Origin of the sequence: Nostoc sp. (genome assembly GCF_036917195.1) — a bacterium.
In the GTDB taxonomy this organism is placed as follows: Bacteria; Cyanobacteriota; Cyanobacteriia; order Cyanobacteriales; family Nostocaceae; genus Nostoc.
In genome coordinates this window covers 52598-79029 of the sequence record NZ_JBALDG010000060.1, presented here as the reverse complement: position 1 = coordinate 79029, position 26432 = coordinate 52598, and the positions used below count along the sequence as shown (strand labels likewise).

At 42.6% G+C, this 26432-nt stretch carries 25 protein-coding genes; 17 read left to right on the top strand and 8 right to left on the bottom strand.

What is annotated here, in order from left to right:
• Positions 1 to 5 precede the first annotated feature (5 nt).
• Entirely contained in the window at positions 6 to 1409 is a 1404-nt protein-coding gene (locus V7K40_RS19245) for a serine/threonine-protein kinase (RefSeq protein ID WP_334962422.1), read from the bottom strand.
• Between the two features lie 94 nt (positions 1410 to 1503).
• Between V7K40_RS19245 and cbiT the strand changes: the two genes are divergently transcribed.
• The 3 genes from cbiT to V7K40_RS19230 all read left to right on the top strand — a co-directional run bounded on the left by cbiT (position 1504) and on the right by V7K40_RS19230 (position 3602).
• Positions 1504 to 2106 carry a precorrin-6Y C5,15-methyltransferase subunit CbiT gene (gene cbiT / locus V7K40_RS19240; RefSeq protein ID WP_334962420.1) on the top strand — a complete coding sequence of 201 codons (603 nt, stop codon included), beginning with the start codon at positions 1504 to 1506 and terminating at the stop codon, positions 2104 to 2106.
• A 149-nt stretch (positions 2107 to 2255) separates the two neighbouring features.
• Positions 2256 to 3143: a phosphatidate cytidylyltransferase gene (locus V7K40_RS19235; protein ID WP_334962418.1), complete on the top strand. Its 888-nt coding sequence runs from the start codon at positions 2256 to 2258 to the stop codon at positions 3141 to 3143.
• A gap of 162 nt (positions 3144 to 3305) precedes the next feature.
• Positions 3306 to 3602, top strand: a complete 297-nt coding sequence (locus V7K40_RS19230; RefSeq protein WP_334962448.1) for a hypothetical protein — start codon at positions 3306 to 3308, stop codon at positions 3600 to 3602.
• A gap of 339 nt (positions 3603 to 3941) precedes the next feature.
• On the opposite strand, the gene V7K40_RS19225 is transcribed toward V7K40_RS19230, so the two are convergent.
• Positions 3942 to 4655, bottom strand: coding sequence for a DUF2993 domain-containing protein (locus V7K40_RS19225; protein WP_334962416.1), 714 nt, complete (start codon positions 4653 to 4655; stop codon positions 3942 to 3944).
• Positions 4656 to 4790: 135 nt separating this feature from the next.
• On the opposite strand from V7K40_RS19225, the gene V7K40_RS19220 reads away from it, so the two are divergent.
• Both V7K40_RS19220 and V7K40_RS19215 read left to right on the top strand, forming a co-directional pair.
• Entirely contained in the window at positions 4791 to 5549 is a 759-nt protein-coding gene (locus V7K40_RS19220; RefSeq protein WP_334962414.1) for a pseudouridine synthase, read from the top strand.
• Positions 5550 to 5578: 29 nt separating this feature from the next.
• A complete protein-coding gene (locus V7K40_RS19215) occupies positions 5579 to 6391 on the top strand; it encodes a RodZ domain-containing protein (RefSeq protein WP_334962412.1) in 813 nt (270 codons plus the stop codon).
• 129 nt (positions 6392 to 6520) lie between these two features.
• Here V7K40_RS19215 and malQ read toward each other — a convergent pair whose 3' ends face one another.
• Positions 6521 to 8038, bottom strand: coding sequence for a 4-alpha-glucanotransferase (gene malQ / locus V7K40_RS19210; protein ID WP_334962410.1), 1518 nt, complete (start codon positions 8036 to 8038; stop codon positions 6521 to 6523).
• A gap of 159 nt (positions 8039 to 8197) precedes the next feature.
• Between malQ and V7K40_RS19205 the strand changes: the two genes are divergently transcribed.
• Together V7K40_RS19205 and V7K40_RS19200 are read left to right on the top strand one after the other, a co-directional pair.
• On the top strand, positions 8198 to 8629 hold the full coding sequence (locus tag V7K40_RS19205; RefSeq protein ID WP_334962408.1) for an NUDIX hydrolase: 432 nt from the start codon (positions 8198 to 8200) through the stop codon (positions 8627 to 8629).
• 110 nt (positions 8630 to 8739) lie between these two features.
• Positions 8740 to 9930: a Rid family detoxifying hydrolase gene (locus V7K40_RS19200; protein WP_334962406.1), complete on the top strand. Its 1191-nt coding sequence runs from the start codon at positions 8740 to 8742 to the stop codon at positions 9928 to 9930.
• 73 nt (positions 9931 to 10003) lie between these two features.
• Here the strand turns inward: V7K40_RS19200 and V7K40_RS19195 are convergent, their stop codons facing one another.
• Both V7K40_RS19195 and V7K40_RS19190 read right to left on the bottom strand, forming a co-directional pair.
• Positions 10004 to 10258, bottom strand: a complete 255-nt coding sequence (locus V7K40_RS19195) for a toxin TumE (RefSeq protein WP_334962445.1) — start codon at positions 10256 to 10258, stop codon at positions 10004 to 10006.
• 94 nt (positions 10259 to 10352) lie between these two features.
• Positions 10353 to 10607: an antitoxin TumA gene (locus V7K40_RS19190; RefSeq protein ID WP_334962404.1), complete on the bottom strand. Its 255-nt coding sequence runs from the start codon at positions 10605 to 10607 to the stop codon at positions 10353 to 10355.
• 103 nt (positions 10608 to 10710) lie between these two features.
• On the opposite strand from V7K40_RS19190, the gene V7K40_RS19185 reads away from it, so the two are divergent.
• The 4 genes from V7K40_RS19185 to V7K40_RS19170 all read left to right on the top strand — a co-directional run bounded on the left by V7K40_RS19185 (position 10711) and on the right by V7K40_RS19170 (position 15686).
• On the top strand, positions 10711 to 11184 hold the full coding sequence (locus V7K40_RS19185; RefSeq protein WP_334962402.1) for a hypothetical protein: 474 nt from the start codon (positions 10711 to 10713) through the stop codon (positions 11182 to 11184).
• A gap of 105 nt (positions 11185 to 11289) precedes the next feature.
• On the top strand, positions 11290 to 14211 hold the full coding sequence (locus V7K40_RS19180) for a tetratricopeptide repeat protein (protein WP_334962400.1): 2922 nt from the start codon (positions 11290 to 11292) through the stop codon (positions 14209 to 14211).
• 383 nt (positions 14212 to 14594) lie between these two features.
• Positions 14595 to 14888, top strand: a complete 294-nt coding sequence (locus V7K40_RS19175) for a hypothetical protein (RefSeq protein ID WP_334962398.1) — start codon at positions 14595 to 14597, stop codon at positions 14886 to 14888.
• A gap of 42 nt (positions 14889 to 14930) precedes the next feature.
• A complete protein-coding gene (locus tag V7K40_RS19170) occupies positions 14931 to 15686 on the top strand; it encodes a pentapeptide repeat-containing protein (protein ID WP_334962396.1) in 756 nt (251 codons plus the stop codon).
• A gap of 375 nt (positions 15687 to 16061) precedes the next feature.
• Here the strand turns inward: V7K40_RS19170 and V7K40_RS19165 are convergent, their stop codons facing one another.
• The 3 genes from V7K40_RS19165 to V7K40_RS19155 form a co-directional block, all read right to left on the bottom strand.
• Complete coding sequence (locus tag V7K40_RS19165; RefSeq protein WP_334962394.1) at positions 16062 to 16484, bottom strand: hypothetical protein; 423 nt, start codon at positions 16482 to 16484, stop codon at positions 16062 to 16064.
• 303 nt (positions 16485 to 16787) lie between these two features.
• Entirely contained in the window at positions 16788 to 17441 is a 654-nt protein-coding gene (locus V7K40_RS19160) for a (2Fe-2S) ferredoxin domain-containing protein (RefSeq protein ID WP_334962392.1), read from the bottom strand.
• A 73-nt stretch (positions 17442 to 17514) separates the two neighbouring features.
• A complete protein-coding gene (locus V7K40_RS19155; protein ID WP_334797994.1) occupies positions 17515 to 17763 on the bottom strand; it encodes an Asr1405/Asl0597 family protein in 249 nt (82 codons plus the stop codon).
• A 448-nt stretch (positions 17764 to 18211) separates the two neighbouring features.
• On the opposite strand from V7K40_RS19155, the gene V7K40_RS19150 reads away from it, so the two are divergent.
• The 6 genes from V7K40_RS19150 (at position 18212) to V7K40_RS19125 (ending at position 26431) form a co-directional block, all read left to right on the top strand.
• Positions 18212 to 18766 (top strand): Dps family protein, encoded by a 555-nt coding sequence (locus tag V7K40_RS19150; RefSeq protein ID WP_273766675.1) that lies wholly within the window; start codon positions 18212 to 18214, stop codon positions 18764 to 18766.
• 617 nt (positions 18767 to 19383) lie between these two features.
• Positions 19384 to 22650 carry a carbamoyl-phosphate synthase large subunit gene (gene carB / locus V7K40_RS19145; protein ID WP_334962389.1) on the top strand — a complete coding sequence of 1089 codons (3267 nt, stop codon included), beginning with the start codon at positions 19384 to 19386 and terminating at the stop codon, positions 22648 to 22650.
• Positions 22651 to 23220: 570 nt separating this feature from the next.
• Positions 23221 to 24177: an RNA polymerase sigma factor, RpoD/SigA family gene (locus V7K40_RS19140; RefSeq protein WP_334962387.1), complete on the top strand. Its 957-nt coding sequence runs from the start codon at positions 23221 to 23223 to the stop codon at positions 24175 to 24177.
• Positions 24178 to 24408: 231 nt separating this feature from the next.
• Positions 24409 to 24753, top strand: coding sequence for a DUF760 domain-containing protein (locus tag V7K40_RS19135; protein WP_334962385.1), 345 nt, complete (start codon positions 24409 to 24411; stop codon positions 24751 to 24753).
• A 639-nt stretch (positions 24754 to 25392) separates the two neighbouring features.
• Positions 25393 to 25809 carry an 8-oxo-dGTP diphosphatase MutT gene (gene mutT / locus V7K40_RS19130; protein WP_334962383.1) on the top strand — a complete coding sequence of 139 codons (417 nt, stop codon included), beginning with the start codon at positions 25393 to 25395 and terminating at the stop codon, positions 25807 to 25809.
• A 157-nt stretch (positions 25810 to 25966) separates the two neighbouring features.
• Positions 25967 to 26431 carry a CBS domain-containing protein gene (locus V7K40_RS19125; RefSeq protein ID WP_334962381.1) on the top strand — a complete coding sequence of 155 codons (465 nt, stop codon included), beginning with the start codon at positions 25967 to 25969 and terminating at the stop codon, positions 26429 to 26431.
• Position 26432 lies beyond the last annotated feature (1 nt).

Genomic DNA, 26432 nt, shown 5'->3' with positions numbered 1-26432 from the left:
CGCAACTAACTTCTAATTGGATTGGTAATTGGCAAACCTAACCAATCACTTAATTCATGAGCTAGCCATTCCAGTTCCGCTTCAGACTTAATAGCACCACCAATACCACCAAATTGATATTTTTTTACTCCTACCCAAATATCCAATTGTGCTGGAACGGCAATTCTAGTGCCTTCAGAGTCTTTAGTAAAATGTTTGGGAATGTAAACCAACTTAGTAATACTTTGTCTTGGTGATGCACGGGGACGATAAAATTTCCAAGCAAACAACTCCCAGGTTAGGGTAATTTGTTCTGGATTCAGGCGTAAGCAGGTGCGTCCAAATAAATGAAAGAGAAATTTATACATCATCATAAAGCCAGCACCCCAAAAGGGAAGTGAGAATAAGGTAAAGGGGATGTTGACAGGAAAAGGTACCGAGAGGGCACCAATTGTCCAAAAGAGGATAAATGAATTCCAGACGATCGCAAATAAACCTGTGGATAATATTGATGGATGAAAACCATCTGGTGGAACGATAATTTCTAGAGAATCCCAATTTTTCGTTAATTGAATCTTACTCCCATCTGGTTTGCCAACAATTAAAGTAGGCAAGTTTGTCGGTTGTGGTTTCTCCAAGGCTGTGATCGCACCAGCAGCAGAACTAAAACGCCGTTCTAAACTGGGTTCAATCATCCACTTTAGCCAATTGCTAAAGGTGGGACTCAGATTAGCCACTTGTTCAAACTGAATGCGAAAATCCTTCTGGGGTAAATCGGCTGGGTAAGTACCCGTCACTAAATAAATTAAAGTTGCGCCTAAACTATAAATGTCAGAGGCAGGAACGGTACGCCCACCAAATTGCTCCTGTGGCATATATCCATAAGTTCCCACCACAGTTTTTGTGCCGCTTTCTGTGGCCAGGACAGTTTGCACTGAACCAAAATCTACCAGGTAAACTTGACCAACAGTATTACCAGAACATTCTCCCAATAAAATATTGCTAGGCTTAATATCACGGTGGATAACAGGCGGATACAGCCCATGTAGGTAAATGAGAATTTCTAAAACTGCCTTGGCTATTAGTTTGATTTCTGCTTCTGTAAAAGTCCGTCCAGTTTGTAAATATTGCTCTAAAGTTTGGGCGGGGATATAAGTTTGTACTAGGGCAAATCCTTTGATGGTCGGTGAATTTACCTCAAAATAGTCTAAATAGCGAGGTATTAAGGGATGTGATAAAGATTTTAGAGTCTCAGCTTCCCGCTCAAACAACTTGAGTGAATCCCATTCAAAGTCACCACCAAAAGAGAGTAACTTAATGACAACTAATTCCTGAGTTTTCAAATCACGAGCTAACAACGTCCGCCGCCCTGCTTTTTTTCCTAATAGCTGCTGAACTTCGTAGTGATCGCCTAATATTTCGCCAATCATTATGGTTTCTGATAACGCTGCGGTTGAAAAGTTTTTATAGCTTATGGCTTTTCAGTTTGGCAAACCGATATCTTTAGTATAATTGCGTAGTTCTATGCCCTCCCAACTTTGGCCTTATATTACCCCTGGTATTCCCGATGATTTATTCGAGCACTTGCCAGGAATTCCCCTGAGCCAGCGAGAAGTCCGACTACTGTTAATTGCCCAACTGCGACTAAAATCAGATTCTGTGTTGTGGGATATTGGCGCAGGGACAGGTACAATTCCGGTAGAGGTAGGGCTATTATGTCCAAAAGGACAGATTATCGCTATAGAAAGGGATGAAGAAGTAGCTAATCTGATCAAGCGTAACTGCGATCGCTTTGAGGTGAAAAACGTCGAAGTAATTGAAGGTAGCGCCCCTGACTGTTTACATGATCTTAAGGTTACTCCTCACCGCGTTTGTATCGAGGGAGGACGCCCCATTCAGGAAATTCTGCAAGCAGCTTGGCATTATTTGCCACCATCCGGTCGGGTTGTAGCCACAGCTGCTAATCTAGAAAGTCTGTATGCTATTTCCCAGAGCTTTTCCCTGTTAAGAGCTAGAAATATCGAAGTCGTCCAGTCTGCGGTTAACCGCTTAGAGACACGCGGCTTTTCTCAAACCTTTACCGCCGTTGATCCCATTTTTATCCTCAGTGGTGAGAAACTGGATTAAATCAAAAAGATTTTAGATTTTAGATTTTAGATTTTAGATTGGGGATTTAGGTCATAGTTCATAACAAACCAAGCCACAATTACCAATCCCTAATCTCGAATACCTAATCTCTAATCCAAAATCCAAAATCCAAAATCCAAAATACTTCTATGCCTTGGTCTCGGATTATTAGTGGAATTGTTGCGATCGCTCTTGCTCTTTGTGCGACCCTTTTGGGGGGTTGGTACTTTACAATCATGTTTGCGGTTATCGTCTTTTTGGGTCAAGAGGAATATTTTAATTTGGTGCGAGCCAGAGGCATTGCTCCCGCCGCTAAAACCACTATGGCTGTCAGCCAAGTCTTGCTGGTGATTTGTACCCTTGATGGCAGTTTAGCTGATGCTGTAATGCCCTTAGCTGGTACACTTATTTGTTTCTACCTGCTGTTTCAACCCAAATTTGCCACGATCGCTGATGTTTCCGCTTCTATTATGGGGCTATTTTACGTAGGTTATTTGCCGAGTTACTGGGTGCGGTTACGAGCGATTGATAGTGCTGCTTTTAGCAATCTTCCTTTCGGAGGTTACTGGCCCATAACCTGGACAGATTTCTGGGAAAAGGCAAATTCGGCGTCTTTACCACAAGGTTTTACAGCAACACTGCTGACTTTTTTGTGTATTTGGGCAGCCGATATCGGCGCTTACACTATTGGCAAATTCTTTGGGAAAACCCGTCTGTCTGAGATTAGCCCGAAAAAAACTGTAGAAGGTGCTGTCTTTGGTATCATCTCCAGTGTTGCTGTAGCCTTAGCAGGAGCCTATTATCTCCACTTGCCCAGATCCCTTTTTACTGGTTTAGCATTGGGTTTGCTGATTGGGATTGCTAGTCTTTTAGGGGATCTTACCGAGTCTATGCTCAAGCGGGATGCTGGAGTCAAAGATTCTGGACAATTAATCCCCGGTCACGGTGGTATTTTAGACCGTACCGATAGTTATATTTTCACAGCTCCTCTGGTTTACTATTTCGTAACACTACTTTTGCCGCTGATTACAGAATAGATGAGTTGGGCATTGGGCATTGGGCACTTGTACTGAGCGAACGCAAGAGCGTCTCTAAGAGTTGCCGTAAAGCCTGCGGCATAGCTACGGTTAGGGTGCAGCCTTTGGTAGAGTTGTATTGGGCATTGGACATGAAGAATAAGGGATGAGTCTTTGATACTCGTGGACGAGTCTTTGATACTGGTGAATGAGTCTTTGATACTGGTGAATGAGTCTTTGATACTCGTGGACGAGTTTTTGATACTCGTGGACGAGTCTTTGATACTCGCTGACGAGTCTTTGATACTGGTGAATGAGTCTTTGATACTCGCTGACGAGTCTTTGATACTTGCTGACGAGTCTTTGATACTGGTGAATGAGTCTTTAATACTCGCTGACGAGTCTTTGATACTGGTGAATGAGTCTTTAATACTCGCTGACGAGTCTTTGAACTCCACTCCTTTGCCCCCTGGTTACTGAGCTTGTCCTGAGTGTAGCCGTAAAGCCTACGGCATAGCTACGCTTAGGGCGCAGCCTCTGGTAGAGTTGTATCCCGGATTTCTCACCACATCTCTCAAAACCTTGTGCTCTTGAGCAGGGGAGCAGAGGAGAGTTCTTGTACAAGTTCTTTCCCCTCTGTCCTCTGTCCCCCGTCCCGCGTTATGGGTTCCTGCCATAGACCTCTGCCCCGGAGCCTTTCTGCACCTCTGCATTTCTTGCTTGTGAGAAATGCGGGGTATGCCCCCCTGCCCTTATTTTGAGAAGCATTATATTATTTAGAGTAAGTAATTGGTATTTTTAATTTTTAATTTTTAATCATCAAGGGTTAACATTAATCCGCCCACGACACACTAGCTTGCCTGGAATCAGGGTTAGTTCTTGGATATCAACATCTGAGCCAAGATCCAAATTGTACTCATGATTGTCCTTTAATATATTTCCTTGGTCGGGTTTGATTTGGATATTTGCCAGTCGCAACTCATGGCCATTGAGTAATTGTAAGTCCAGACAAATCTCTAGAGGTGTTGTTTGACTATTGGTTACTTTGATGCCTCGCAGTATAATTTGGTTGTTCTGAAGGAGAATTTCTTGCCAATTAATTGATTGTGGCTCTGAGTAATGTGTTGGTGAAACCTTAACCAATAGATCACTCAAAGCAGTCGATAATAAGTTAGATGAGAGAGAAGCATTGAGATCCTTCTCGTCTACGATCAAATCGCCAACCACTGGTACTGTTTCTAACAGTCGCAGTGGCTGTCCCTTGACTACCGAGCCGATATTTATCCGAATATTTTCTGCCATTAATTGAATTTTTGTAATCAGGAGACCTTGATAAACAGCATGAGTAGCAAATATAGATACCAAGGGAATGCGTCCAGAGAGAATTTGGCGATCGCTCGCTTTAATCTCCACTTCTAATTCAGATATTTGGCTGACTTGCGTTCTCAACCAGAGCTTTAGGGCTGTTGTGAGTACCTGCGTAATTATGCGAATTTTATTGGTATTTCTTGTTTGGGAATTTTGCTCTGGCATCTAATCAATTTGTTTATAAGTATTTGCTCAACAACCGAACATAGATTAAAACTTGCCTTAAATGTAACATTTATGCCTACTCACTACAAAATGCAAATATCATTTAATTGTTAACAGTAAATAAGCAATTTCCACATGGAGGCACGGTTACAAAAAATTCTTGCTCAATGGGGTATCGCCTCACGTCGTGAAGCCGAAGAAATGATTAGGCACTCACGGGTGCGAATTAATGGGGTAGTAGCACATTTAGGTCAAAAAGTTGATCCCCAAAAAGATGCGATCGCGATCGATGGTAAGCCTATATCTGAAAAGCAGCGTCCGGCTTTAATATATCTATTGCTGCATAAACCAGCAGGCGTGGTTTCTACTTGCTACGACCCTCACGGCAGACCAACAGTGCTGGATCTACTATCTAAAGAATTACGAGAGGGTTCAGGTATTCACCCAGTTGGGCGTTTAGATGCAGACTCTACAGGAGCATTAATCCTGACAAACGACGGAAATCTGACATTTGGACTAACCCATCCACGCCACAGCATTTCCAAGACATATCATGTTTTGGTAAAAGGACATCCCCCAGAAGCGGTACTGCAAATGTGGTGTCAGGGTGTGATGTTGGAGGGTAGAAAAACCAGGGCCGCTAAGGTACACCTCATAGAACGTCGTACCGAGCAAAGCTTTTTAGAAATAGTGTTACAGGAGGGAAGAAATCGCCAAATTCGCCGGATAGCTCAACAGTTAGGATACCCAGTAATCAAGCTGCATCGGACTGCTATCGGGCCAATTCAATTACAAACTCTAAAAGAACCCTTTTTATCAGAGGGTAAATATCGTTCCCTTAAAGATCAAGAGATTCACTTTTTGCAACAACAGATAACGCAACCTAATTATTGATTCAGCAGAGTTAAGGAGTGTCAGCAGGCATGAAATGGCTAAGAAAAAACAATAATCACCAGCCATCAATTTCATTAGAGCAAGAACGAGCCGAAAAGTTGGCAGAATTAGGCGCTCAACTTTGGGCATTACGTCAAGAACAGGGTCTATCTCTAGAGCAAGTGGTTGTATCGACCAGAATTTCTCGGCGATTATTGCAGGCGATCGAAGAAGGTAATTTAACCGAACTGCCAGAACCAATCTATATTCAGGGTTTGATTAGGCAATTTGCCGAGGCACTAGGTTTGAATGGAGTAGAATTTTCTGGCACTTTTCCGATCAGTTCTGCACAAGTAAACCCCCAAGTTAGGGTGAATACTTCAGCTTTGAGTCAACTACGCCCGATTCATCTTTACTTTCTTTACATATTCCTAATTGTATGCTCTGTAAATGGCTTATCTCAGTTATTAAATAACGCTGTACTACAAGCAAGTAATAGTCAAAACCAGCCATCTCCAAAACAAAAATCTGTCGTTAAACCAGAAATAGCCCAACTAAAAGAGTCAGTGAAGGTTCAGCCTGTCAGCGATACCCTTAGTGGCGTCAAACAGGGACAGGCTGTACAGATTGGTGTCACTTTGAAAGCGTCATCTTGGATTCGCGTAGTAGCTGATGGCAAAACCAAGTTTGAGGGTATTCTGCCAGAGGGAACTCACCGGATTTGGAAAGCTCAGAAGCAACTGACAGTGAAAACTGATAATGCTGGTGGTGTTTTAATGAGCGTCAATCAAGAGAAAGCTAAGGAAATGGGAGAGCCTGGGAAAGAGGAAGAAGTTAGGATTGCTGCCAAGCCTAAGTTTTGAAATATGGCGTATAGAGCACTTGTACTGAGCGACTTGTGCCGAGCGTTCGCGCAGCCTCTCCAAGAGTTGTATTGGGTATTGGTTATTCTTTCTTCCCCTGCTCCCCCTGCTTCCCCTGTTTCCCCTGCCTCACTGGGCTTGCGGGGCTTGCGGGGCGCGTCCATTAAGTTCAGTAAGAACTTTCAAGTGATCGCCTAATTCCTGTGTCAACGCTGCTGTTTGATAGCGCCACTCCCAGTTCCCCTCAGGAATACTGGGAAAATTCATCCGCGCTTGGTTCCCTAATCCTAAAATATCTTGCAAGGGAATAATCGCTTGGTTGGCTATGGAACTCAAAGCTAGGCGAATTAAATCCCAGTGGATGCCTTCAGGACTGATAGAACCTAAATAAAGCAACAAGTTTTGCTTTTCCTGGTCGCTAGCTGTATCGAACCAGCCTAAAGTTGTATCATTATCGTGAGTCCCGGTATAAACTACAGCATTGCGCGGATAATTGAATGGTAAAAATGGATTAGTAGCATCAGCACTAAAGGCAAATTGCAAAATTTTCATCCCTGGAAATTCATACTTGTCTCGCAGCGCTTCTACCCCTGGTGTAATTACTCCCAAATCTTCTGCTAAGACGGGTAGCTTGCCCAACTTTTGCCTAATCACTTCAAAAAAAGCATCTCCAGGCGCTTCCACCCATTTACCATTGATGGCAGTTTCTTCACCTTGAGGCACGGCCCAATAAGCCTCGAAGCCCCGGAAGTGGTCAATGCGAATTATATCTACATAATCCAGCATTGCCTCAAAGCGCTGTACCCACCACTTAAAGTCTTGTTTTTGCAATTCCTCCCAGTTGTAAACTGGGTTGCCCCACAATTGACCAGTGGCGCTAAAGTAATCTGGTGGGACTCCTGCCATTTGGGCGGCAGCTCCTGTCTGTTCATCTAGACAAAAGATGTTGGGATGCGCCCACACATCAGCGCTATCATGAGCTACGTAGATGGGGATATCGCCGATAATGTCAATACCGCGCATGTTGGCGTAGCTTTTAAGCTCTGACCACTGGCGGAAAAACTCAAATTGGACAAACTTGTAATAAGAAATCTCTCCATTGAGCCGCTCTTGTACTTGCTCCATTGCTTGTGGATCACGCTTGACAAGTTCTGACGGCCATGTGTGCCAGTTTGCATTCTCGTTGGCATCTTTCAACGCCATAAATAAGGCGTAATTATCTAGCCAATAGGCTTTGCTGTCGCAAAAACCTTCAAACTCTTTTTGTAGGATGGGTGTGGGATTGGCTCTAAAATGTTCATAGGCTTTTTTGAGTAGCCCAATCTTAACCGGCACAACCTCCTTGAAATCTACCTTTTCTTCCGGAAATCCTGGTAAATTAGCAAAGTCTTCTTCTGTTAATAAACCCTCATCTCGCAGTTTTTCTGGACTAATCAGCAGGGGATTTCCCGCCATTGCCGAGTAGCACATATACGGGGAATTACCGTATGCAGTGGGGCCCAAAGGTAAAACTTGCCAATATTGTTGATGGCTTTCTTTGAGAAAATCGATGAAGCGATAGGCTTCTAAGCCTAAATCGCCAATGCCAAATCGACTGGGAAAAGATGTGGGATGCAGCAAAATGCCACTTGATCTAGGAAAAGGCATATTTAACCTGAATTAAATTATGAGAGGAAGCGATTGTCTGAATGACACGCTCTTGCGTTCGCATCGAATCTATCACAGAACAGCATTCGGTTATCAATTATCAGTTGTCACAGAGCTAACAAATACAGTTAACTATTAACTGTTCACTGTTAACAGATTATGACTTACCGAAATCCTACACCGACAGTTGATATCATCATTGAACTAGTAGATCGACCTCATCGGCCAATAGTGTTAATTGAAAGACATAATCTACCCTTAGGTTGGGCTATTCCTGGTGGTTTTGTCGATTATGGGGAAGCCGTGGAAGTGGCGGCCCGGCGCGAAGCTGAGGAAGAAACGGGTTTGCAGGTGGAGTTAGTTGAACAATTACTGGTGTATTCTAACCCCGATCGCGATCCGCGTCAGCATACGATTAGCATTGTGTTTTTGGCGACAGCGACGGGGGAACCTGTGGCTGGGGATGATGCCAAGGGTGTAGGCATTTTTGAGTCTTGGCGTGTGCCTGGTAATTTATGTTTTGATCACGATCGCATTTTGCAGGATTATTGGCGATATCGGCATTATGGAATACGTCCGAGGTTGGGGTAGGAGGGACAAACCGCAGAGGCGCAGAGAGCGCAGAGAGAAGAGAGGAGAGGAATACCTATGACACAAAGTTTTTGTGATTATACTGTGTCAGTGGTATTTAAAGGTGCATTATGGACGCTGAGGAACTTTTAAAACAATATGTAAAAGGTCAACGGAAGTTTGACTCAGTAAATCTGAGAGGAGTAGACCTCAAAGGTGCAAATCTGAGTGGGATAGACCTAACAAGTGCAGATTTGACGGGAGCGGATTTAAATAATGCCAACATCAGTAAGGCATGTCTCAAAAGTACAAATCTCACCAGGGCTTCTCTAAGAAGTGCAAACTTAAGTGGTTTAGTGGAAAGTTCTCATTTAAATTTGAGTTGGGCAGACTTAGATAATGCCAATTTGAGTGATGCTACGCTAAATTCTGCCAATCTAACTGAAGCTTCTTTGAAAAAAACAAATCTCGTGAGAGCTAACCTTGGTAATGCAAATTTAAGTGGGGCTAACTTGTCTGAAGCTGATTTGAGTCAAGTAAACCTAATTCATGTACAACTCAAAGATACCAATTTGCAGGGAGCTAAAATTCGGGGTGTTAATTTATCTCAAAAGAATTTGTCTGGTATGAATTTGGCTGAGGCTGATCTAGGTGCAGCAAATCTCAGAGCTACAAGTTTCAGAAAAGCCTGTCTAAAAGAGACAAATTTAGAGAGAGCGGATTTACAACAAGCGGATTTAATGAAAGCAAATCTGAACGGAGCAAATCTTAGAAAAGCCGACTTAACTGGAGCAAATATTTACGGAGCCAATCTTCAAGATGCAGACCTCACTGGTACGATAATGCCAGATGGAGAAGTCTACAAACCGATCGCAGCTGAAGCAAAAATCGGTAAACAGGAAACATCGTTAAACAAAGTAATATCTATGATACGTAAAGTAATTAATACTGATAACGCACCCGCACCAGTCGGCCCTTATAATCAAGCGATCGCAGCTTCTGGTCAATTTGTATTCATCGCTGGACAAATTGCTATAGATCCCCGCCTTGGTGATGTCGTCTACACTGATGATGTCAAAAAGCAAACCGAGCAGGTTTTAGCTAACCTTGAAGCCATCCTCACAGCATCTGGTGCGACTTTTCAAGATGTGGTAAAAACCACTGTATTTCTGGCTGATATGAATGATTTTGCGGCGGTGAATGCCATTTATGCTAAATATTTTCCTGAAGATACAGCCCCGGCCCGAGCTTGTGTTCAGGTATCGCGCTTACCTAAAGATGTGTTGGTAGAAATTGATGCGATCGCTGTGATTAGCGGTTAGAAGGAACGTATCAATGAGCAAAATCTAACGGTTACATTTGATGATTCTGTTTGGCGATGCAAATTCCATATTCCTACTCTAAAAACTCCATCACTTCTTTTAGTACATCGGCTATATGTGGCTTTTCGCAAGCAATTACGTTGTCGAAAAGATGTTTATGGTGCGGGAAGCTAGGCAAGTTAGGAAAGTATGGTGTACTGTCATAACAAAAAATCAGATTATTTTGCTCGTCTTGAAAGTGATAGCAGTAATCGATATATGTAATTTGATTATCTACAATAATAAAGGCTTCACTGACTGCCAGTAAATATTTAAGAGCGAAACGTATTCTAATGCGGAGATTAGCTCTCTATGTAGTTAAAAGTACTATACTATATTTATCAATGTATGTGTTAGAGCAGTTGAATAAAAGTTGCTCAATTTCATCTAAATAGGCTTGGATAACTTGACGCGACATCTCTGAGTTTGCTCTTTATATCTTGGTGTAGAGCTAGATAATGTTGGTAGTTTCCTGCCCATTCGACAAACACTTCATCGTCAGAAGTTTCGCCTTGGCTATATTTGGCAAAAAATTCTTCTGAATTCATTTGGTACTTTATTTCATAGGTATTTAACTGTTTAGTAAGGGCAATGAGCGCATCTAGTGAAGATGTATATTCAATGATTTGTTTACGCATTGATTTCTGCATTCAGTTTCATTGTTAATTATTTCTCAACAAAGGCGATCGCCTCTATAAGTTTGGGAATACTGAAAATAAGTCCCCTGAAAGAGTATTAAAAATGGCAGAAAATCGCATCAGTGCTAGCCTAGCCCCAGCAGACAAAGAAGCGGTAATGCAGGCGATCGCTACAATTAGAGAAAAGTTACCGTTTTTGGTTGATTTGACCACCGACGAACGGCGAACAATGTTGAAGATGGGAGATAAAAGTCGAGCTTTTGTAAGCATTGCCTTAGAAGTAGCGACACAGAACTCTAACTTTTTGCCCCGTTCTTTTGATTTAGAAGAGATGCGCCGAGATTTAGCGCTGTTTGAGGCATTGTATCCAGTACTTTTGTCTCTAACACAACTGCAAGAATTGGTGGATGATACCTGTATAGCCGCTGCTAGTGAAGCCTATGCAGCAGCATTAGCAGTTTACAGCTATGCCAAAGCTAGCGGTGATGTCACAGGTTTAGATGGAGTAATAGATGAGATGGGACGCAGGTTTAACCGCCGTTCTAAGAAAAAGCAACCTGAAGTCCCAGTTAGCTAAATCTTAAAACCGCCAATTATACCAGTTATCAATTTGATAAAATACACATCATTTGTAGGGGCATAACATTGTTATGCCCTTTTTGCGTCTTGTATCCAAAGATTCTTGAAATCCGCGCAGGCACGTTTTGTCTGTATAGCCGCGACTTCTAGTCGCCAAGGCATTTTTGAGCCTCAAAAGGTCAACATTGAGCCTCAGAAGGTCAACGTCGAGCCTCAAAAGGTCAACGTCGAGCCTCAAAAGGTCAACATTGAGCCTCAGAAGGTCAACATTGAGCCTCAGAAGGTCAACGTCGAGCTTCAGAAGGTCAACATTGAGCCTCAGAAGGTCAACATCGAGCTTACAATCAAGGTTACACGTAAAAATTACCTAGAAAACATTAGATATTTCCGAAATACAGCGCGGGCATTGAGTAATTATTCTCTAAGCATTAACATCTCAAAATTAAATCTGGTCATGAATCCACAAAACAAGCCCAAGAGTCTACAAGATATTCTTAAGCAGCGCCAGCAATCAGGTTTTGTGGGTCGTCAAGACCAGATAAACCAATTCCGCCAAAATCTAGGGTTACCGTTAGAAGATGACCGCCGTTGTTTTTTGTTCAATGTTTGGGGTCAAGGCGGGGTTGGTAAAAGTACCCTGTTACGGCAGTTTCGCAAAATTGCTGATGAAGCAAAAATTATCTCGGCTTACATTGATGAAGCTGAAAAAAGCGTTCCAGAAGTTATGGGTCGTCTAGCTGAGGAGTTGGAACGCCAAGGTCACAAACTAACGCAGTTTACAGAACGCTACAAAGTTTACCGTCAAAAGCGCCAAGAATTAGAAACTGATCCAGAAGCTCCTCAAGGCTTTTCGGCTTTTGTAGGCAAAACTGTAGTTAAAACTGGTGTGCGTCTGGCGCGTCGAGTTCCTGTTGGCGGTGCTGTCTTTGACTTTGTAGATGAGGATGCTTTGGCTACCCAAGCCGGAGAATGGGCATCTTATGTTGCAAAGAAAATAACAAATAAAGATGAGGTGCGCTTAGTTCAAGAACCTGTAGAAATCCTAACCCCGCTATTTTTGCAAGATATTTTTAAAATTGCTGAAAAAACTACTGTTGTTTTGTTTTTTGATACCTATGAACGCACTGGGGAATTTCTAGATAACTGGCTACGAGAAATTTTGGAGGGTCGCCACGGTGAAGTGTCTCTCAATATATTGATAACGATCGCCGGTCGGCAGGAATTAGATAAAAATCATTGGGCACCTTACGAGGGGTTAATCGTTCGTTTCCCTCTGGAACCTTTTACAGAAGAAGAAGCCCAACAATATCTAACTCGCAAAGGCATTACTAACAGTCGGGTTATTGAAGTGATTTTGCGCCTTTGTGGAAACTTACCCTTGCTGGTAGGAATGTTAGCAGATGCTCATCCCAATGACCCTAACCAAGTAGTTGAGCCTAGTAGCAGTGCTGTAGAACGCTTTTTAAAATGGATTGATGACCCCAAGCAGCGACAAGTTGCTCTCGATGCTGCCATTCCTCGGTGTTTGAATCAAGATATTATAGCTCAGTTAAAAGGAGAAGAAGAAGCTGACGAGTTATTTACTTGGCTAAAAGAAACATCCTTTGTCAATGAACGCTCTGATGGCTGGGCTTATCATGATGTTGTTAAAACCCAAATGTTACGCCACAAGCGCCTTTCATCGCCGCAAGGTTGGGCTGAGATACATGGTAAGTTAGCAGAATATTACGACAGCCTGCGGAACGATCTGCAATTGGACGAAGAGAATAAACAGCGCGATCCTAGCTGGCAAAGTCACACATTAAACGTGTCATACCACAACTTATGTCAGTCACCGCAAAGGAATTTATCTGTATCTCTCAATGAATTTCTTGCTGTACTCGAAAATCAACGCAAATTTGCCCAACAATATGCAGAAACAATGCTTCAGGCTGGTAAAGATGTGGATTCTCCTGAAGTTCAGCGTTGGGGTGAGCAACTAGCTAATGGGTTAAAAGCTTATGAGGAGAAGCTTTATCAAGTTACATTAGAAATGTTTACCGCAGTCCTACAAAATTCTAGGATTGAAGTTAAATGGCAACCAATTGCTCTAGGTTGGCGCGGTCTAACTTACCGCTTAATGAAGCGTTACCCAGAAGCTTTACAAGATATTGACCGCGCAATTGAACTTAACCCCAAACTTGACTGGGCGATCGCACGTCGTGGTGAAACTTATCGCTCAATGAAGCGTTATCCAGAAGCCCTACAAGACTTTGACCGCGCAATTGAGCTTAACCCCAAATATGACTGGGCGATCGCACTTCGCGGTCTAACTTTCTGCTTAATGGAGCGTTACCCAGAAGCCCTAGAAGATATTGACCGCGCAATTGAACTTAACCCCAAATTTGACTGGTCGATCGCACATCGCGGTCTAACTTATCACTCAATGAAGCGTTACCCAGAAGCCTTACAAGATTTTGACCGCGCGATTGAACTTAACCCCAAACTTGACTGGGCGATCGCACATCGCGGTCAAACTTATCACTCAATGAAGCGTTACCCAGAAGCCTTACAAGACTTTGACCGCGCGATTGAACTTAACCCCAAACTTAACTGGGCGATCGCAAGTCGCGGTCAAACTTACCTGATGCTAAAGCTATATAATGAGGCTCTTGCAGATTTCAACCGCGCTATTGACTTAGATTCTGACAGTAATTGGAAATTGTATAATCGCGCTTTAGCCTACCAAGCCCTTAACCAACCAGATAAAGCATGGGCTGACCTATCCCTTGCCATCAAGCTTGCTAAACAGCATTACGAAAAAGATCCCCAAAACTGGAATAATGCCTTTAATTTAGCTCTTTACTATTTAGCTGCTCAATATACTCAACCAGCAGAGCGGTTATATCTCCATGTTTTATCTAAAGGTGCTTCCTTAGAGCGTACCCATGCAGCTATCCAAGACCTAAATGACTTTTTAACCGTGTTCCCTGACCATGTGCAGGCTATATCTATGCGACAGTTGTTGCACTCTTCTCTAACTTAGGTCATGTAATTTCTAACCTACCCGCCAAGAAGCGCGTAAGTCCCAATAATCGCCTGGGAATCAATTCCCTCTCATATACCTAAAATCTTCTAAACAAAACCGGAAATTTTAAATCTGAAGATTTTTCAAACCCACGCAGGCGGGTTTCGTCTGTATAGCCGTGACTTCTGTAGCACATCTCGTTTATCTAAAATACACTCTGACCTCATTTCCATTCCTCTCTCCTCTTAGGAAAGAGGAATGGAATCTTACTCCCCTTCCCTTGTAGGGAAGGGGCTGGGGGTTAGGTCTGTCTTGGACTCCACTGAGAAGCGCTAAGTCACTAGGGCATTTTTGAGCCTTTTAGCCTGACGATTGAGCCTTTAAACCTCAACGTTGAGCCTTTGAGCCTGAGAGTTGAGCCTTTAAACCTCAACGTTGAGCCTTTGAGCCTGACGATTGAGCCTTTGAAGCTGACAGTTGAGCCTTTGAGCCTGAGAGTTGAGCCTTTGAAGCTGACAATTGAGCCTTTGAACCTCAACGTTGAGCCTTTGAACCTCAACGTTGAGCTTTTGAACCTCAACGTTGAGCTTTTGAGGCTGACAATTGAGCCTTTGAGGCTGAAATTACAAGTTTATCTAGATGAATTATTAAATTTACTGCTGATTTTCAGTAAAAATCTGATAGAACATTGTTGAAATATATTGGCTTAGTACATCTACCAGCGTCATACAACAGCCATGAGCAATACCTCTGGATTTTCAGTCAGCAAACCTGTTGCATTATGGAATAAACCGATTAAAGCTGACTTTAAGGAACTATTCAAATCACTAAGCAAAGGTGTGATAGATAGGGTCTTGGGTAAGTGGGAAGAGGTAGCCAAAGATGCTGTGGAAGCTACAGCAGCACTTGGTTTAGCAGCAGCGCCAGAGGAAGTTGCTTGGTTACTAATTTACCGTTCTTTGGTAGAAGCAATAGTGAGTTTGGTAAAAGGAAATCAAGAATTACTGTTTGAAAAACCAAACCAGAGTGATCTTGAGTTATTGTGCGATCGCCTCAACGATTCCCTAGAAAGTATAGAATTGCGTATTGACCAAGATTTTTTTAGCCGTCCCAAAGATTTGCCGATTCTGGAAGCGATTAAAACTGCTTTTGCTGACTGGTTAAAATACTTTAGCGTCAATCAAGCACAGGCACAAACAATTAGTCATCGTCTTTCTACCTATTTTGTGTTTGCTTTACATGAAGAGTGGGCAAAACATCCAGAAAAATATGCTTGTTTAAAAGAAGAACTGGATACCCCTTTTACTCAAGCCAATGAACGGGCGTATCTTGAAGAAGCGTATCTTGAAGGGGCAAATCTTGGAGGGGCAAATCTTGTAGAGACGAATCTTCAAGGGGCAAATCTTGAACGGGCGAATCTTCAAGAGACGATTCTTGAAGGCGAAAATTTAGCAGACTTGAATGAGGGTTCAGGTTCAGACTCTGATGAGTGACTTACAAATATTAAGAATTTGTAGAGTGCATTAGATTATTAATGCATCATTCTAGATACTTTCGATGCGTTACGCTGCTGCTAACGCACCCTACCAAACCAAGCGATCGCTCAAGGTAATTGCATATAAATATTAAGCGATCACCTTTACAACTGTGCCCTTCTTAGAGGGTGTAGGCGATCGCTCAAGGTAATTCTGTATAAATATAGCGCTTGCAGCTTGCGTCAAACATAAGCGATGCCTGTGGCGGGCTACGCCTACGCAATGCTGTGCTGCTAGCGTGTATAGGAGGCTCTAAGGGGGAAAATTCAAAGTCTCTCTCCTTTTAGGAGAGAGATTTAGAGAGGGTTTTCCACATCTCCTGAAAAGTCAAGTCTAAATCCACTCAAATCCCTGTGTAGCTAAAAATTTTTTAGCTGGTTCCAAAATATCTTTGTCTAAAATCAAAGTGACTTTTGGGGAATTAAGATACAAACGAAAACGCTTAATAAAAAGTTGGTTAGCAGGTTCAATTTTCCTAATGGCACTCCAAGGAATCAACAACGGCGTACATCCAAAGCTAAACAACGGAAAAATACTCAAATAAATCCCTTGAGGAGTTATACCAACATTTAAAGTTCCTTTGTAGTCTATCCAACCCACACAACCTCTTTGCATTGGGTAAAAGTTTAGTGGTGGCGCTTCTTGGGTGCGGTAGAGTTTAGCGAGGCGATTCCAGTCATGACGGAATGAAAAAATCACGACTATCGCGCCAAGTGCAAAAGAAACGATGTGTATCCAATCAGGGGTATGTGGCATTTGTTTTTAAATCATTGATGATTGACGCTTCCACTGTAAGCGATGTCTAACGACAAACCTCTTTGCGCCTACGTATTCATCAATCAACCACATTCCCTTGAATTTTTCCAAATTATGGGAGCATCCCAGTTAAGAATTGCTCAATAAATACCCTATTAACTCAAAAAACTGGCCTTAATTAAAGCCAGTTTTTTGATTTTATTGCAAACTTTTAGTAAAGTTTACAGCCGAGTCTTAATGGAACACACTTGAAAAGCTATTATTAAACCTTCTCATTAAAATGTCAAGATTTCATTATTTATTTCAGTAAAGCTTGCCATTATATTTCGCCACTTCCCTTAAATTCTCAGGCTGTGTTGACATCTTATCACCAAAATGCTGATTCATCAGTGCGGGGACTTGTGAGGCTTGAATTCGGCTATGTCGCGTTTTATCTGGCATAACTAGGTTAGGCCCAGCTTTACAGTTCTTCATACAACCAGTGCCTTTGATTGTAACTTGGTCTTCCAAACCGCGATCGCTTAAAGCCGCCTCCAACGCTTGACAAACTGCTTTGCCACCGCGTTTTATACAATCAGACTTTTGACACACCAAAATCGTAGCTTTAGTCTTAGCTGGTTTTACCTTGGCATTATCAATTGATGGGGGTTCTTGTACTGGAGTAGGCGTTTCAACTCTCCCCATCTCATAAGGCACCGCCATCACCCGTTCCGCTTTCAGTGTAACTGTGCCATCCTTCAAATCATGTATTTTATAACCAACAACTTGCAGCCAAGTTCCTGGTGGTAAGCGCAAGTCAAAAGCAGCCCGTAAATGTTTAGCAAGTTTAATATAAAATTCACCCTCATGAGTTGCCAGCAGTAAGCCTTTGAGCTTATAGCCATCTTTAATAACAAAATTTATAAATCTGCCTTCAAGGCAAAATTCTGATACTTCCATTTTGTGAGATCCACCCATTTTTTTGACCTCCTTTTAACTAATACAAACTACTAAGTGAGATATTTTCAGCAGCAGCTAAAGATTATAACTGTTAGTAGCGACTTTGCCAGCAGTACTCAAGAATCCAAATCTGGTCTTGACGGGAAGCTGTTAATTGCCGTATCACACTCCAAAGTTGAACAGCTGCTATAGGAGAGCCAATTTCAACTTTCAATGGCTGGTTAGCCGTACAACTACAGGGAATGTCTAACTCCTTTAGGCGTTGATAGACTTGCCAGCGATCTGCCCAATTCACCTCTACAAGGTGCTTTATTTCTATTTCTGAACTAAAAGATTTCAAGAGAATTGCCCTCAAGTGCAACAAACTTGCAGTAACTACCGCGATTTCACTCCCAGCTTTTTAAAAGTCTTAGGAGTGTAACCTCTTAAAACAGCATACCTTAAGTGCAAAGAATTCTCAGTAATTTTGGAAAAAAATTAAATTTTTACAGTGATCGCATATTGAAAAGGGGATAAGGGAGATTAGGAAGACAAAGAGGATAAAGTAAATTTTTCTCTCTCTGCCCTTCTTTGTGACTAAGCATATTTAAGCCTAGATGTCAATAATAATGATAAATATATGCAACTTGATGAGCGTGCCATCATCCAGCAAACAATAAACTTGAGACTTTTTGTAGGCAAAAATACAAAACCTTGTAATGGCAAATCGGCTTGTTATTATTATTAAAATGTTAATATGTAAGGAATAAGCAGTTAAAACCTATAACTGCTAAAGAGCGAGGAGAACAATGTCTGAAACGCAAACTTTGTTACGGAATTTTGGTCATGTATATGACAATCCTGTGTTGCTGGATCACAGTGTAACTGCTCCAGTTACAGAAGGATTCAACGTTGTATTAGCCAGTTTCCAGGCACTATACTTGCAGTACCAAAAACATCATTTTGTAGTTGAAGGCTCAGAATTTTACTCTCTGCATGAGTTCTTTAACGAAAGCTACAACCAAGTACAAGACCACATTCATGAAATTGGAGAACGCTTGGATGGACTAGGTGGTGTGCCAGTAGCTACCTTCAGCAAATTAGCAGAATTAACCTGTTTTGAGCAAGAATCTGAGGGCGTATATTCCTCTCGCCAAATGGTGGAAAATGACCTAGCCGCAGAACAAGCTATTCTAGGCGTGATTCGTCGTCAAGCTGCTCAGGCAGAGAGTTTAGGCGATCGGGGTACACGCTATTTGTACGAAAAGATTTTGTTGAAAACAGAGGAACGTGCATATCATTTGTCTCACTTCCTCGCCAAAGACAGCTTGACCTTAGGGTTTGTCCAAGCTGCTCAAAGCTAAAACTCTCATAATCTAGATTTGTCTACCTAGACTGAAAGAAAAAGTTGGCACCACTAACTCTTAAAATATTATAAAAAATGGCAGAGAATGATATCTTTATCTCTCTGCCATTTTTTAATCTAAGTAAATAGATTCACATAATATTTAACGTTGAAAATATTTAGCAATTAGCTAGTTAATAAATATTTTTAGCTAAGAAATTTAATTGTGCTGAATAATCAGATACATATATGCCACAATAAATCACCATCTATTACAAAGTTTCACTAAATTAAATAACAAAGATTCGCAAAAGCTTTAAAAATTTGAGCATCACAATTAAATAAAATTAGAAATACAAAATAATCGTTGGGCATTGGCAAACCCCTTTAAAATCTCGTTTCTAGCTAGAGGCTGCAAATGTTCCTCATTACAGCTCTGCCGCGAGTAAGGGAGGCAGAGCCTCAATCAGGGGCATTCCCAGTCAGAGACTAGGAACAAGGTAACGAGGTAATCCCCCATTCCCCACTCCCCTCTCTGTGATCAAACTTAGAAAACTTAATAATAAAAAGGACGACAGAGGGTAAAGACCCTTAAAATAATCAGGATTTGTATTCTCGTATTCCAAGGCAACCACTATGCCCCGCCGTGACGACCTCCGGAAGATTCTACTGTTAGGCTCTGGTCCAATTGTGATCGGACAAGCCTGTGAGTTTGACTACTCTGGCACTCAAGCCTGCAAAGCGCTGCGAGAAGAAGGCTATGAAGTGGTTTTGGTCAACTCTAACCCTGCAACGATTATGACCGACCCGGAAACGGCCGATCGCACTTACATTGAGCCGCTGACTCCGGAATTGGTCGAAAAAGTCATCGAGAAAGAACGCCCTGATGCTCTACTACCAACGATGGGAGGACAAACCGCTCTCAACCTCGCCGTTGCTTTAGCCAAAAATGGGGTGTTGGAAAAGTACAGCGTTGAGTTAATCGGCGCTAAACTACCAGCCATTGAGAAAGCCGAAGATCGAAAACTTTTTGGTGAGGCAATGGCAAGGATTGGAGTAGCCGTGTGTCCCAGCGACACAGCCGAATCTTTAGAAGAAGCCAAAGCTGTTGCCCGTCAAATTGGTACTTATCCCCTAATTATTCGTCCAGCCTTCACAATGGGTGGAAGTGGCGGCGGTATTGCCTACAACCAAGAAGAATTTGAAGAAATGGCACAGGTAGGTATAGATGCCAGCCCCGTTTCGCAAATTCTCATTGACCAGTCTTTACTCGGCTGGAAAGAATACGAACTCGAAGTGATGCGTGACTTGGCAGATAACGTGGTGATTATCTGCTCCATCGAAAACCTTGACCCTATGGGCATCCACACTGGAGACTCGATTACCGTCGCTCCCGCGCAAACCCTCACTGATAAAGAATATCAAAGGCTGCGGGATATGGCAATTAAAATCATCCGCGAGATCGGTGTGGAAACTGGCGGTTCAAATATCCAGTTTGCCGTCAATCCAGTTACAGGGGATGTAGTTGTAATTGAGATGAACCCCCGTGTTTCCCGCAGTTCGGCTTTGTCTTCCAAAGCCACAGGTTTCCCGATCGCCAAAATGGCAGCAAAATTGGCTGTGGGCTACACCCTGGATGAAATTAAAAATGACATCACCAAGAAAACTCCGGCGTCCTTTGAGCCGACAATTGACTATGTGGTGACAAAAATCCCCCGCTTCGCCTTTGAAAAGTTCCCCGGCTCCGACCCAGTGCTGACAACCCAAATGAAGTCAGTCGGGGAAGCAATGGCAATTGGGCGGACGTTCAACGAATCCTTCCAAAAGGCGCTGCGATCGCTAGAAACAGGACGTGCTGGTTGGGGTTGCGACAAAGCCGAGAAATTACCTAGTGGTGAACAAATTCGCGCCCAATTGCGAACACCTAACCCTGATCGCATTTTCTCCGTGCGCCATGCCTTGCAGCAAGGGATGACTATTGAGGAAATCTACGAACTCACTGGTATTGACCGATGGTTCTTGGATAAATTGCAGCAACTGTTAGATATCGAGAAATTCCTGAAGCGAACATCTTTGCAGCAATTGACAAAAGAACAACTTTATGAAGTGAAGCGGGACGGATATAGCGATCGCCAAATAGCCTATGCCACCAAAACCACCGAAGATGAAGTTCGCGCCTACCGCAAACAACTAGGAATCATCCCGGTTTACAAAACAGTGGATACCTGCGCTGCTGAGTTTGAAGCATTTACTCCTTACTACTATTCTACCTACGAAGAAGAAACAGAGGTCTTACCAGCAACCAAGCCAAAAGTATTGATTTTGGGTGGTGGCCCCAACCGGATTGGGCAGGGAATTGAGTTTGATTATTGTTGTTGTCACGCCGCCTATGCTTTGAAGGAAGGGGGGTATGAGACGATTATGGTCAACTCTAACCCAGAGACGGTTTCGACTGACTATGATACCAGCGATCGCCTTTACTTTGAGCCGTTAACAAAAGAAGATGTTCTTAACATTATCGAAACTGAAAATCCAGTTGGGGTAATTATCCAGTTTGGCGGACAAACACCGCTGAAGTTGGCTCTGCCGTTACAAGAGTTTCTTAACAATGACACTTCAGAACTGATCACTAAAATTTGGGGTACATCACCAGATTCCATCGACATGGCAGAAAATCGGGAGCGGTTTGAAAAGATTCTTCAACAGTTGAATATTGCCCAACCGCCTAATGGTATCGCCCGGAGTTACGAAGATGCGTTGATTGTCGCCAAACGCATTGGCTATCCCGTAGTGGTGCGTCCCAGCTATGTATTGGGAGGACGGGCAATGGAAATCGTTTATTCCGATGCTGAATTGGAACGCTATATGACCTTTGCGGTACTAGTGGAACCAGAACATCCGATTTTGATTGATAAGTTTTTGGAAAACGCGATTGAAGTGGATGTAGATGCGATCGCCGATCACACAGGACGGGTAGTGATTGGTGGCATCATGGAACACATAGAACAAGCGGGGATTCACTCAGGAGATTCCGCTTGTTCTTTACCCTCGATTTCCCTATCACCAGCAGTTCTCAATCAAATTCGCACTTGGACGGTGCAGCTAGCACAAGCGCTGTCAGTCGTGGGGTTGATGAATATCCAATTTGCCGTTGTTGGCGCAAGTAGTTATTCTCCCCAAGTTTACATTTTGGAAGCCAACCCCCGCGCCTCTCGCACAGTCCCATTTGTTTCTAAAGCAACGGGCGTACAGTTAGCGAAACTAGCATCCTTAATTATGTCAGGTAAAACCTTAGAGGAGCTACATTTCACCGAGGAAATCATTCCCACACATATTGCTGTAAAAGAAGCAGTATTACCCTTTAATAAATTTCCAGGAACTGATACAATATTAGGCCCAGAAATGCGATCTACTGGTGAGGTGATGGGGATTGACAGCGACTTTGGCCGGGCCTTTGCCAAAGCGGAAATGGGTGCTGGGGAGCGTTTACCACTGACGGGAACTGTATTTGTCTCAATGAGCGATCGCGATAAAGCGTCTGCCGGTGCTGTGGTGAAGGAATTTATCGATTTGGGCTTTAAAGTGATGGCTACCCTTGGTACACGGCGAGTTCTGCTTGAACAGGGATTAAATATTGAATTAGTGTTAAAACTCCATGAAGGTCGTCCCCACGTCCTAGATGCAATCAAAAACCAGAAAATCCAACTTATTATCAACACACCTTCAGGGGAAGAAGCCCAGACTGATGCTAGGTTAATCCGCCGCACAGCCTTAGCTTACAAAATTCCCATCATTACTACCATCGCCGGCGCAAAAGCTACCGTCGCCGCCATCCGTTCTTTACAAAATACGACTTTGGGTGTAAAAACCATTCAAGAGTTCTGCCCGATTACTAGGGAGTAGGAAGTGGGGAGCAGGGAGTGGGGGGAAAGAGGGGAAAGAAGTAATTTTAATTCTCCCTCTTGCCCCCAGCAAGAACTGCCCCTTTGCCTCTTGTGCCCAATGTCCAAGAAAATTAAGTAATTGTTATAAGAGAATGACTATAGTTCTCATTAAAGATACCTTAACAAATATGAGGAAGCTTATGTCAACCAAATAATTTCTTAAATTGACTTCTAGTCAGCCTTGAGAGAAAGGACAATATTGGATGAACTGGAACAACCAGGAAATTTAATGTCGCCATATAGCCAAAACATTCTCATAAATGTTACAATTGTTAATAAGGTTTCTATAGAAAAATGTTTAAGAAGCTACCTTTTATCTAACTGTAGATACTTGTGAGAAGTAGGAAATAACTGTAACTTTTAGCAGTTAAGAAGCCTAAATTTGATTATTATGAGCGCTACGTGTTTATCGGGCGCGTAAATTGCAAACCATAGTATGGGTTCCCAGTCTGACTGGGTAGCACCCTAATAAAGCATCTATCCCTTAATGACCCTACCGCCAAACCCATCATTACCAAAGAGTAGCGCCATGAAGACCGCTCAGACAGCCACAGACCTCGTGCGGACTTACCTGCGTGAGATTGGCCGTGTGCCACTCTTAACCCACGAGGAAGAGATTTTCTATGGGAAACAGGTGCAACGTTCCTGCGCTTTGCACGAATCAAGGGAATCTCTTGCCACCCAGTTAGGTCGTCAACCGACTTTAGAAGAGTGGGCCAAAACGACAAAGTTAGAACCAGCAGATTTGAACGAAGCGATCGCTGATGGTGAAATTGCCAAGCGTAAGATGGTAGAAGCCAATTTGCGGCTGGTAGTCTCTGTTGCCAAAAAGTACATAAAACGCAACGTCGATTTACTGGACTTGATCCAAGAAGGTAGTATTGGTATGCAACGGGGTGTAGAAAAGTTTGACCCTACCAAAGGGTACAGGTTTTCTACCTATGCCTATTGGTGGATTCGGCAAGCGATCACCCGTGCAATAGCCGAAAAAGCTCGTACCATTCGCCTACCTATCCATATCACTGAAAAATTAAATAAAATTAAAAAGGCACAGCGCCAATTGTCTCAAAAGTTGGGACGCGCTCCGACAGCTGGTGAGCTAGCTCAAGAATTAGAATTGACACCCAAGCAAGTGCGAGAGTATCTAGAAAAGGCGCGTTTGCCCCTTTCCTTGGATTTGCGGCTAGGTGATAATTATGACACCGAACTTGGAGAAATGCTGGAAGATCCAGGAGCATCTCCAGAAGAGTTTGTTATGCAATCTTCCCTATCTTATGACTTAGATCGCCTGATGGGCGACCTCACGTCACAACAGAGGGAAGTGATCACGCTACGCTTTGGCTTAACTGATGGGCAAGCACTGACTCTAGCTAGGATCGGTGAAATACTTAATATCAGCCGGGAACGAGTCCGGCAAATAGAGCGGGAAGCCTTAACCAAACTTCGCAAGTCTAAAGCCAACATGGATGAATATTTGGCAAGTTAGGGGAAAGTTAGGAGTTATGAGTTTTTAATTAACTCTTCACTCCTGACTTTATTTATTAGGGTGAGAAAATACGCTGACTTTGGTACGGTTACAACTACTTCCACTCTTACGCTAGGCTGTTAGATTAGTTGGCAGGAAGACAAAATAGCTAGCTAAGTCAAATCCAAAACAGGCATTTAATATTTAAATCACAAGCACCGCAGCCAGCAGTGGTAGTTAAGGAGCTAAAAAATGAATAACCCATCCAATCATGTCTCAGAATTTTTCAATAGCGAATCAGAAACTAGCGATTTACTATGGCAGTACGTTAAATCCTTGAATCCTGAGACAGTTACCCAACTATCTAAACCCACATCTGCCGAAGTGTTTCAGGTGATGGAACGGAATATTACAGGGCTATTGGGTAATCTACCCTCAGAACATTTTGGCATCAGCGTAACCACCAGTCGAGAAAGTCTGGGTAGGCTTCTGGCTTCTGCAATGATTAGTGGTTATTTCTTACGTAACGCTGAACAGAGAATGAATTTTGAAATCGCCCTACAAGGGACTGAAAGCAATAACAGCGAAGTTGACTAGAAAGATAAAATTTGGGAAATTCTATATTGTTGGGCTGATAGCTACTCACAGTCACGGCGATTTAAATTGAAAATAAACCTCTGCAAAATCTTCGCCGCTAATTCCCAGTCATGCATCAGCTAAATTTTTTAAATATCCAAAAATAGTGACAAATTAAGGTTGAAATTTAAATGCATAGACGCTTACCTTCCGGCAGGGTAGGAGTGCAGAGGTTAGCGTAGAGTAACGCGGAGTTTTGGATTTGGTTATCTGTGAACTCCTGTAAGTTGGTGATTAGTTCAACTAGAGGCGTATTGCTAAATGATTAATACACATTTGTGGATAAACTAACAGCGGTAGACGACCTTTGTAATAAATCAAAACTCGGCAGAATTCAAACCAATCTGCCGAGTTTTGTTATTAGAAGTTAGTATCCCTTATCATCTAATCCGCTTAGGTTAAGGCTAAAACTCTGTTATCAAAGTCAATTTTTTAACGAACCATTTACACTTACTTAAGCTATTCTAAATCTACACCAGGTTTTCCGAGGTATTAATATTTTCGTGTTCTCTAAAAATTATTAATACCACCTTTGTACGGATATGAATAGTACATGGATTTACCATTAGCAAAAGTAGTTCTTCATCTCCCCAATCAATTATGAGTGAAACCAGTCCTTTGCCACCCCATAAAATTATTGGTGTTGCAGTAATTTGGAATAACCAAAAACAAATTTTAATTGATCGCCGTCGTCCAGAAGGAGCGATGGGTGGTTTGTGGGAATTTCCTGGTGGTAAAATTGAGCCTGGTGAAACTATCCAAGAATGTATTCAACGGGAAATTTCCGAAGAACTGGGAATAGTAATTGAAGTGGGAGAGCATCTGATTACTATCGACCACAGCTATACAAACTTGCGCGTTACTCTCACAGTACATCACTGCCGCCATGTTACAGGTGTTCCTCAACCTTTAGAATCCGATGAAATTCGCTGGGTAACTTTGGAAGAACTGGAGCAGTTTACTTTTCCTAAAGCAAATACTCAAATTATTGCTGCCTTAAAAGGGACTGGGAACTAGAAAGAAGCAGTCGTTGGCGCAGCCTCTCGAAGAGAAGCAAGTCGAGATGCTCAGTACAAGTGTCCAATACCGTAACAATCTATTAATTGCATCAGGTTGAGTCCCGCAATTTTCTACAATAAGCGCAGGGACTTTGATTAAAGGTGTCAGTAAACAAATGCCTAAAACCGTTGCCGATGTGATGAGCCGCGATCCAGTTGTCGTTCGGACAGAAACTGCACTCAACGAAGCTATCCAAATTCTTGCAGAACGCCACTTTAGCGGATTACCTGTTGTGGATGATGTCGGTAAATTGGTGGGCATTATCTCGGAAACCGATTTAATGTGGCAAGAAACTGGTGTTACTCCACCTGCGTACATTATGTTTCTTGATAGCGTTATCTATTTAAAAAATCCTGCTACATATGAACGTGACTTGCACAAGGCACTAGGGCAAACCGTTGGGGAGGTGATGAGTAAAAACCCGATCGCTATTTCCCCTGATAAAACTTTAAAGGAAGCCGCTACAATCATGCATGATCGCAGTGTTCACCGATTACCAGTACTTGAGAGCACGGGTGAAGTAATTGGTATCATCACTCGTGGTGATATTATTCGGGCAATGGCAGCAAGTCAAGATTAGT

Bases quoted from the DNA above. Each gene is read 5' to 3' on its own strand.
- V7K40_RS19245 (WP_334962422.1), bottom strand. From the start codon at position 1,409: ATGATTGGCGAAATATTAGGCGATCACTACGAAGTTCAGCAGCTATTA.
- cbiT (WP_334962420.1), top strand. From the start codon at position 1,504: ATGCCCTCCCAACTTTGGCCTTATATTACCCCTGGTATTCCCGATGAT.
- V7K40_RS19235 (WP_334962418.1), top strand. From the start codon at position 2,256: ATGCCTTGGTCTCGGATTATTAGTGGAATTGTTGCGATCGCTCTTGCT.
- V7K40_RS19225 (WP_334962416.1), bottom strand. From the start codon at position 4,655: ATGCCAGAGCAAAATTCCCAAACAAGAAATACCAATAAAATTCGCATA.
- V7K40_RS19220 (WP_334962414.1), top strand. From the start codon at position 4,791: ATGGAGGCACGGTTACAAAAAATTCTTGCTCAATGGGGTATCGCCTCA.
- V7K40_RS19215 (WP_334962412.1), top strand. From the start codon at position 5,579: ATGAAATGGCTAAGAAAAAACAATAATCACCAGCCATCAATTTCATTA.
- malQ (WP_334962410.1), bottom strand. From the start codon at position 8,038: ATGCCTTTTCCTAGATCAAGTGGCATTTTGCTGCATCCCACATCTTTT.
- V7K40_RS19205 (WP_334962408.1), top strand. From the start codon at position 8,198: ATGACTTACCGAAATCCTACACCGACAGTTGATATCATCATTGAACTA.
- V7K40_RS19200 (WP_334962406.1), top strand. From the start codon at position 8,740: ATGGACGCTGAGGAACTTTTAAAACAATATGTAAAAGGTCAACGGAAG.
- V7K40_RS19190 (WP_334962404.1), bottom strand. From the start codon at position 10,607: ATGCGTAAACAAATCATTGAATATACATCTTCACTAGATGCGCTCATT.
- V7K40_RS19185 (WP_334962402.1), top strand. From the start codon at position 10,711: ATGGCAGAAAATCGCATCAGTGCTAGCCTAGCCCCAGCAGACAAAGAA.
- V7K40_RS19170 (WP_334962396.1), top strand. From the start codon at position 14,931: ATGAGCAATACCTCTGGATTTTCAGTCAGCAAACCTGTTGCATTATGG.
- V7K40_RS19165 (WP_334962394.1), bottom strand. From the start codon at position 16,484: ATGCCACATACCCCTGATTGGATACACATCGTTTCTTTTGCACTTGGC.
- V7K40_RS19160 (WP_334962392.1), bottom strand. From the start codon at position 17,441: ATGGGTGGATCTCACAAAATGGAAGTATCAGAATTTTGCCTTGAAGGC.
- V7K40_RS19150 (WP_273766675.1), top strand. From the start codon at position 18,212: ATGTCTGAAACGCAAACTTTGTTACGGAATTTTGGTCATGTATATGAC.
- carB (WP_334962389.1), top strand. From the start codon at position 19,384: ATGCCCCGCCGTGACGACCTCCGGAAGATTCTACTGTTAGGCTCTGGT.
- V7K40_RS19140 (WP_334962387.1), top strand. From the start codon at position 23,221: ATGAAGACCGCTCAGACAGCCACAGACCTCGTGCGGACTTACCTGCGT.
- V7K40_RS19135 (WP_334962385.1), top strand. From the start codon at position 24,409: ATGAATAACCCATCCAATCATGTCTCAGAATTTTTCAATAGCGAATCA.
- mutT (WP_334962383.1), top strand. From the start codon at position 25,393: ATGAGTGAAACCAGTCCTTTGCCACCCCATAAAATTATTGGTGTTGCA.
- V7K40_RS19125 (WP_334962381.1), top strand. From the start codon at position 25,967: ATGCCTAAAACCGTTGCCGATGTGATGAGCCGCGATCCAGTTGTCGTT.